Below are 6,276 nucleotides of genomic sequence, written 5' to 3' on the forward strand. Positions count from 1 at the left end.
AAGTAGTATAAACTACTCCTTCACCCTCGCTTCGTGAATCTGACTCATTCCTGTGTTTCTAAAGCGTATTTCAGTTGTTAATTAGGGGGCAAGTTCGAATCCCGCTCCTGGCTCCAGCAAAATAAATCCGCGAGGTGGCTCATGAAAGAAATAAAAGAAAACTTAGAACAACTTAGAAATAAAATCCTGGAAGTTGAGGAGCGTCTTGATTTTTCCAGATTAAAAGCTGAAATAGAAGGTCTTAAGGCCGAGGCTCGTGAGCCTGGTTTTTGGGATAATCCCGAACATGCGGCAGAAGCAAGTAAAAAACTTGCCGACCTGGAAGAGGAGGTGGGTTTTTGGGAGGATATGAAAAGTGAAGTGGAGGAGTTGGAACAGCTTGCATCTATTTCAGAGCACGATTCCGATATTAAAAAAGAAATTACCCAAAGGACACAAGAGCTTGAAAAAAAGTATACAAAAGAAGAGTTTCGCATATTTCTTTCAGGTCCTTACGATAAAAGTGACGCTTTTATAACAATTTATGCCGGCGCGGGCGGTTTAGATGCGCAGGATTGGGCGGAAATGCTTTTGCGTATGTACCAGCGTTATTTGGAAAATTCCGGATATACAGCAACTCTTCACGATGAGTCCCGCGGAGAGGAAAAAGGCATAAAAGAGGCTACTCTTGAAGCAAGAGGCAAGTATGCGTATGGATTTTTGAAATATGAGAATGGAGTACATCGTCTTGTAAGAATATCTCCGTATTCGTCCCAAAAGTTGCGCCACACATCTTTTGCCTTGGTTGAGGTGGTGCCTAAACTTCAGAAACTGGAAGAGTTTGAAATTCCCGAATCCGATTTGCGCATAGATACTTTTCGTTCCTCTGGACCCGGTGGCCAATATGTAAATAAACGAGATAGCGCGGTGCGCGTAACCCATATTCCCACAGGAATTACAGCTTCAAGCCAGAGCGAGCGTCTTCAGGGGCTTAACAAGGACAGGGCCTTGGAGATGTTGCGTTCTAAGTTGTTTGTGGTAAAACAGAAGGAGAGAAAAAAAGAACTTAAAGAGCTTAAAGGAGATAATATTTCTGCGGAGTGGGGTAATCAGATACGTTCTTATGTGCTGCATCCGTACCAGATGGTAAAAGATCACAGGACAGATGTAGAAACTTCAAATGTAGATTCTGTACTTGGCGGAAACCTTAGCGATTTCATAGACGAAGAGGTGAAGAAATTGAGGGAATAGTGTATAATGAAGTAAGCAAAAAAGGTGTTAGGAGGCTAGGCATTAGAGAAAAAATTCTAAAACCTAGAACCTAGAACCTAAAACCTAAACTATGTTAATTTTTCAGGAAGTATCAAAAAAATATCCTAAAGATGTTGTCGCGCTGGAAGGCGCTTCTTTCCGTATTGAAGAGGGGGAGTTCGTATCTCTTGTGGGTAGAAGCGGCGCCGGTAAAAGCACAATTTTGAGACTTTTACTTCGGGAATATCAGCCCAGTGAAGGCAAAATATTTTTTCAGGGAATAGATATAAGTACATTTCATAATTCCGAACTTCCTCTTTATCGCAGAAAGGTAGCCTCTGTATTTCAGGATTTCAGACTTCTGCCATCTAAGAATGTATTTGAGAATGTTGCCTTTGCCATGGAAGCTGCCGGACGTTCTACACGGGAAATAAAAGAAGACGTACCCCAAGCCTTGGGTGTAGTTGGCTTAGGCGGGAAAGAACAGCGTTTTCCACATGAACTTTCGGGCGGTGAAAAACAAAGAGTTGCAATGGCACGCGCTTTGGTGCAGCGCCCCGAAGTACTTGCCGCAGATGAGCCAACCGGAAATTTAGACCCGATACATACATGGGAAATTACAAACTTACTTCTTAAGATAAACAAGCTTGGCACGGCAATAATACTGGCAACACATGACGAGGCGGTAATAAACTCTTTAAAAAAGCGAGTTATAACCTTACATGATGGGCAGATAATAAGTGATGAAAAAGAGGGAAGATATAAGATAAAGTAGGCTCACTTCATGAAACTTGAAACAGACGGATTTTGCGAAGCAAAATCCTAAACATGAAACAAAAGACCAAGCAGCTTCGCTGCTTCAAAAATGTTTCATGTTTCATGTCGTGTGATTGTGAGGCGAAGCAAATCCCGACGCTATCAAAATCTTTGATTTTGTTATAGCGTCGAGGATCCACGATACCGCAAGCGAATCAAAGATTCGGGTGGTATCGGGACAAAACTATGATTAATTTTTGGCGGATAGTCCGAAATAGTTGGAAAAATTTTTACAGGAATTTATGGTTATCTGTGGCCACGCTTTTTATGATGTTTACAGCCCTTGCTGTTGTTGGAGGGTTGTTTTTGTTTGACGCCTCTTTAAATACTTTTGTGGCAGGTCTTCAGGATAAGGTTGATGTCAGTGTTTACTTTAAACAAGACGCGGTAGAAAAAGATATACTTGCTGTAAAAAGCCAACTTGAAAACAGGAATGATGTAAAAGAGGTGCGTTATGTATCTCAGGACGATGCTCTTGATGTGTTTACGAATCGTCACGAGAATAACTCCGTACTTTTAGACTCCCTTAATGAATTAGACACCAATCCGCTTCAGGCCTCAATAAATATTAAAGTTCACGATCCGGATCAGTTTGTTACAGTTGTAGAGTTTCTCGAAAATTCATCTTCTGCCAATCTGGTGGACAGTATAAATTTCCGTGAGAATGAAAAAGTTATAAGCAGTATTAGCCAAATATCAGACAACGTAACGCGTGCGGGATTTATATTTACAATAATCCTGGGAGTTTTGGTTGTATTTGTTACATTTAATACAATACGTCTTGCAATTTACACAGCGCGGGACGAGATACATATAATGAAACTTGTCGGAGGTTCAAACTGGTTTGTACGCACACCCTTTGTTGTAACAGGCGCTCTGTACGGGCTTCTTTCAGGACTACTTGTAATTGGTGCGTTTTTTGGCGCCACAAGGTTTGCCCATTCCCGTTTGTCTCTTATTTTTGCTGATATAGATTTGTACGGCTATTTAATCCAAAACACATGGACATTTGTTGCACTTATAATAGGTTCGGGAATAGCTATTGGTATGACATCTTCCTGGATGGCCGTTCGCCGTTATCTTAGAATTTAAATAGTAGTCCTCCGTTAAATTTATTAAAAAGAGGACTCAAAAATATGAATAATAAAGATTCTCAAAAAATGGACTCATCCCCGCAGGTTCCAAGCGGTACCGGTCCCCGGGATGTGTTTTTTCAGTTATTGGCAATGATAACGCTTTATATGAGCGCCATATCATTCGGTACGCTTCTTTTTCAGTATATTAATATTTACTTCCCCGACCCGCTTACCAACTACGGGTCATATTCTCCCGCGCGCGGAGCTTTGCGGTTTTCTTTAGCGATGTTAGTTATAGTTTTTCCGATTTTTGTCTGGGTAAGCAGGGTTTTAAAGCGTGAGGTTAGGGAGGTTCCTGAAAAAGGAGAGATGAGAGTAAGAAAGTGGCTTTTAAGTTTTACTCTTTTTGCGGCAGCGCTTCTTATTATCGGAGATCTCATAGCATTGGTAAATCGATATCTTTCCGGGGATTTGACTGTACAGTTTCTTTTAAAAGTAGCCGTAATTTTACTTATAGCCGGACTAATCTTCAGGTATTACTTGTGGCAGCTTAGAGAGCGCGGAGGCGCAGACAATAGTGCCATGAAGTGGATGGAGCAGGCAGTAATAGCTATTGTAGGAATTACTGTTGTAGCGGGCTTTGTATTGGCGGGCTCTCCGCAGTCCGAGCGTTTACGCCGTTTTGACGAGCGCAAGGTAAACGACCTAAGTTCAATACAGTGGCAGGTTGTTTCTTTTTGGCAGGATAAGGATAGATTGCCAAACGATTTAAGTGAACTTAAAGATTCTATTTCAGGATACAGCGCTCCACTTGACCCGCAGACCGGCGAAATGTATGAGTACAGCGTGTTGGGGGAACTGGAATTTGAGCTTTGCGCTACTTTCAACAGTGAAAGCTCTTCCAATGTGGGAGTTTACGAGAGATACCCCACAAAACTTATCCCGGGAAGGGAAGAGTTTGATAACTGGGCTCATGGCGCGGGGCGTGTATGTTTTGAGCGCGAAATAGACCCCGAGCTTTACAGCAAAGATACATCTGGCATAAGAGAGATACCTCTTTAGAACTTAAGAAATACAATATATAAAAAAACCCCCGTTTAAACGGGGGTTTTTGTTTTGCAGAAAGTGATTGTTATTCCACTATAAGTGTTCCTATCATACCCAGTGCTCTGTGGTTTCCAACCGAGCAGTAGTACTCAAATGTTCCCGCCTTCTCGGCCACAAACTCTATTGTGTCCTGCTCTCCCGGGCTTACTATATCTGTTCTTACTCCCAGTTCATCAACAACCCAGTTGTGGGGCATGTCAGCGCTGGTTAGGACTATTCTTACTGTGTCGCCCTTGTTTACTCTTATCTCATTTTTAGAGAATCTAAAGTTGTTTCCTTCCAGTTCAAACACTTTAACAGCTGTGGGTTCTTCTGTATCCGGAGCAGTAGGTTCTTCTGTTGTTTCATCTGCGGGCGTAGTATCTTCTATCATATCGCCATCCATCATCTCCTCTTCTGTGGCATCCTCTGCCATCATTTCTTCTTCGCTGGTTTCGGCTGTATTCTCTGTTAGTGTTGCGTCTTCTCCCTTAATACCAAAGAGAAAGTAGGCACCAACAAGAACAACGAGAACTCCGAACGTTATTAAGATGTTTTTCATAAAAATATTAGTTTAGTTTATAAAAATGTGCCTTTATGGCACAGCTTAAGTACTGCTTGTATTGTATACTTTTTCAATTTTTCGGGCAATATTGAGTTTTTAGGTATCTTAAGAGTATAATGCATTGGTATGCAAAATAGTTATAAAAAAACAAGCTCGGCACTTATTTTTATAGGTGTGTTTTTCTTTTTTAGTTTGCACCCAGCAAACGCGCAGGCGATAAAAGACGGCGACCTTATAAAAACCCCGGACAGCCCCGATGTTTATATAGTAAAAATAGTTGAAGAGAGCTCCGCAAATATTACAAAATTTAAACGCCTTATCTTAAATCCCGCTATTTTTGATTCCTACGGTCATTTAAATTGGAGTGATATAAAAGAGACATCCCAAGAAGTCTTAGATACATTTACCGATTCCGATCTGGTTATAGAGGTAAACGCTGACGGCTCTGTTGCTAATCCAAAAATATACAGAACATCTTCCGCGCCCGAAAGTGACACAGGGGAGAGGTACTGGCTTAATTTAACAGCCGCCGAGTTTGAATATATGGGTTTTGATTGGCGTGCTCTTTACCATATAAACCATATTGAAGCCTCACCCGATTTTTATTCTGAGGGAGAAGCGATAGCTTACGATAAAAGTGTGTACTCAAGAGAGCATTTTACCGTTTACCTAAACGATACAAAAGAAAGTATTTTGGAAAAACTTAAGCTGGAAGGGTTTATTGCGGACACAGGCGTTTTTTCCAATAAACTAGGCACAGTTGCTCCGGGTGGCTACTATCTTTCGGCGGAAATGGGAGAAGATGAAATCGCCTCAATTCTTTCCAACGAGCCCTTTATGGTCTGGGTAACCATCCCCGAGGGGTACAGAAAGGAACAGATAGGGGATTTGCTGGCAAGCAGGTTGAACTGGACAGCTGTACAGCGGGCAAGTTGGGGTACGGCTTATCAGAAGCTGGACTACAAAACATACGAGAACGCGGAAGATTACAAAGAGGGAGTTTATTTTCCCGATACCTATCTTTTTCCGCGCACCGAGGGGCCCATACAGGCTGCAACCCGCATGGTAAATAATTTTAACAAAAGATTCGCGGGATATGTTGAGGCATTTTCGGCAGAGCACAACATTGGCTGGCAGGACGCTTTAACTTTGGCATCCATAGTACAGAGAGAGGCATCAGGCTTTGAGGACGCGGGTCTGGTCGCGGGAATTTTATGGAATCGTGTCGCGCAGGACATGGCATTTCAGGTGGATGTAACCATACAGTACGCGGTTAATACAAAAGAGGGCGGCTGGTGGGCGCCCATTAAGTCTTCGGATCGCAAAGTGGATTCGTTGTTTAATACTTATCTGTACAAAGGCGTGACTCCCCACCCCATAGCTAATCCCGGCATGGTCGCGATAGACGCGGTACTTAGTCCGCAAAAAACAGACTGTATTTTCTTTATACATGCTAAGGGGCAGATATATTGCTCTGCCACTTATCAGGGACATCTCAATAAT

6 protein-coding genes are annotated in these 6,276 nt (G+C 42.2%); 5 read left to right on the top strand and 1 reads right to left on the bottom strand.

Annotation, left to right across the window (positions count from 1 at the left end; translation table 11 throughout):
- The first annotated feature begins 141 nt into the window (after positions 1-141).
- The 4 genes from prfB to WDZ40_02905 all read left to right on the top strand — a co-directional run bounded on the left by prfB (position 142) and on the right by WDZ40_02905 (position 4,184).
- Positions 142-1,230 (top strand): peptide chain release factor 2, encoded by a 1,089-nt coding sequence (gene prfB, locus WDZ40_02890; protein ID MEX0877781.1) that lies wholly within the window; start codon positions 142-144, stop codon positions 1,228-1,230.
- A gap of 91 nt (positions 1,231-1,321) precedes the next feature.
- Positions 1,322-2,005, top strand: coding sequence for an ATP-binding cassette domain-containing protein (locus WDZ40_02895; protein ID MEX0877782.1), 684 nt, complete (start codon positions 1,322-1,324; stop codon positions 2,003-2,005).
- Positions 2,006-2,232: 227 nt separating this feature from the next.
- Positions 2,233-3,138, top strand: coding sequence for a permease-like cell division protein FtsX (locus WDZ40_02900; protein ID MEX0877783.1), 906 nt, complete (start codon positions 2,233-2,235; stop codon positions 3,136-3,138).
- A gap of 44 nt (positions 3,139-3,182) precedes the next feature.
- Positions 3,183-4,184: a DUF5671 domain-containing protein gene (locus WDZ40_02905; GenBank protein ID MEX0877784.1), complete on the top strand. Its 1,002-nt coding sequence runs from the start codon at positions 3,183-3,185 to the stop codon at positions 4,182-4,184.
- A gap of 70 nt (positions 4,185-4,254) precedes the next feature.
- Here WDZ40_02905 and WDZ40_02910 read toward each other — a convergent pair whose 3' ends face one another.
- Complete coding sequence (locus tag WDZ40_02910; protein MEX0877785.1) at positions 4,255-4,770, bottom strand: plastocyanin/azurin family copper-binding protein; 516 nt, start codon at positions 4,768-4,770, stop codon at positions 4,255-4,257.
- A 129-nt stretch (positions 4,771-4,899) separates the two neighbouring features.
- Here WDZ40_02910 and mltG point away from each other — a divergent pair.
- Positions 4,900-6,276, top strand: a 1,377-nt coding sequence (mltG, locus tag WDZ40_02915; GenBank protein ID MEX0877786.1) for an endolytic transglycosylase MltG, incomplete at its 3' end; no start/stop codon positions are given.

The organism is Candidatus Spechtbacterales bacterium (assembly GCA_040879145.1).
Lineage (GTDB): Bacteria > Patescibacteriota > Minisyncoccia > Spechtbacterales > 2-12-FULL-38-22 > JAWVZY01.

Bases quoted from the DNA above. Each gene is read 5' to 3' on its own strand.
- prfB (MEX0877781.1), top strand. From the start codon at position 142: ATGAAAGAAATAAAAGAAAACTTAGAACAACTTAGAAATAAAATCCTG.
- WDZ40_02895 (MEX0877782.1), top strand. From the start codon at position 1,322: ATGTTAATTTTTCAGGAAGTATCAAAAAAATATCCTAAAGATGTTGTC.
- WDZ40_02900 (MEX0877783.1), top strand. From the start codon at position 2,233: ATGATTAATTTTTGGCGGATAGTCCGAAATAGTTGGAAAAATTTTTAC.
- WDZ40_02905 (MEX0877784.1), top strand. From the start codon at position 3,183: ATGAATAATAAAGATTCTCAAAAAATGGACTCATCCCCGCAGGTTCCA.
- WDZ40_02910 (MEX0877785.1), bottom strand. From the start codon at position 4,770: ATGAAAAACATCTTAATAACGTTCGGAGTTCTCGTTGTTCTTGTTGGT.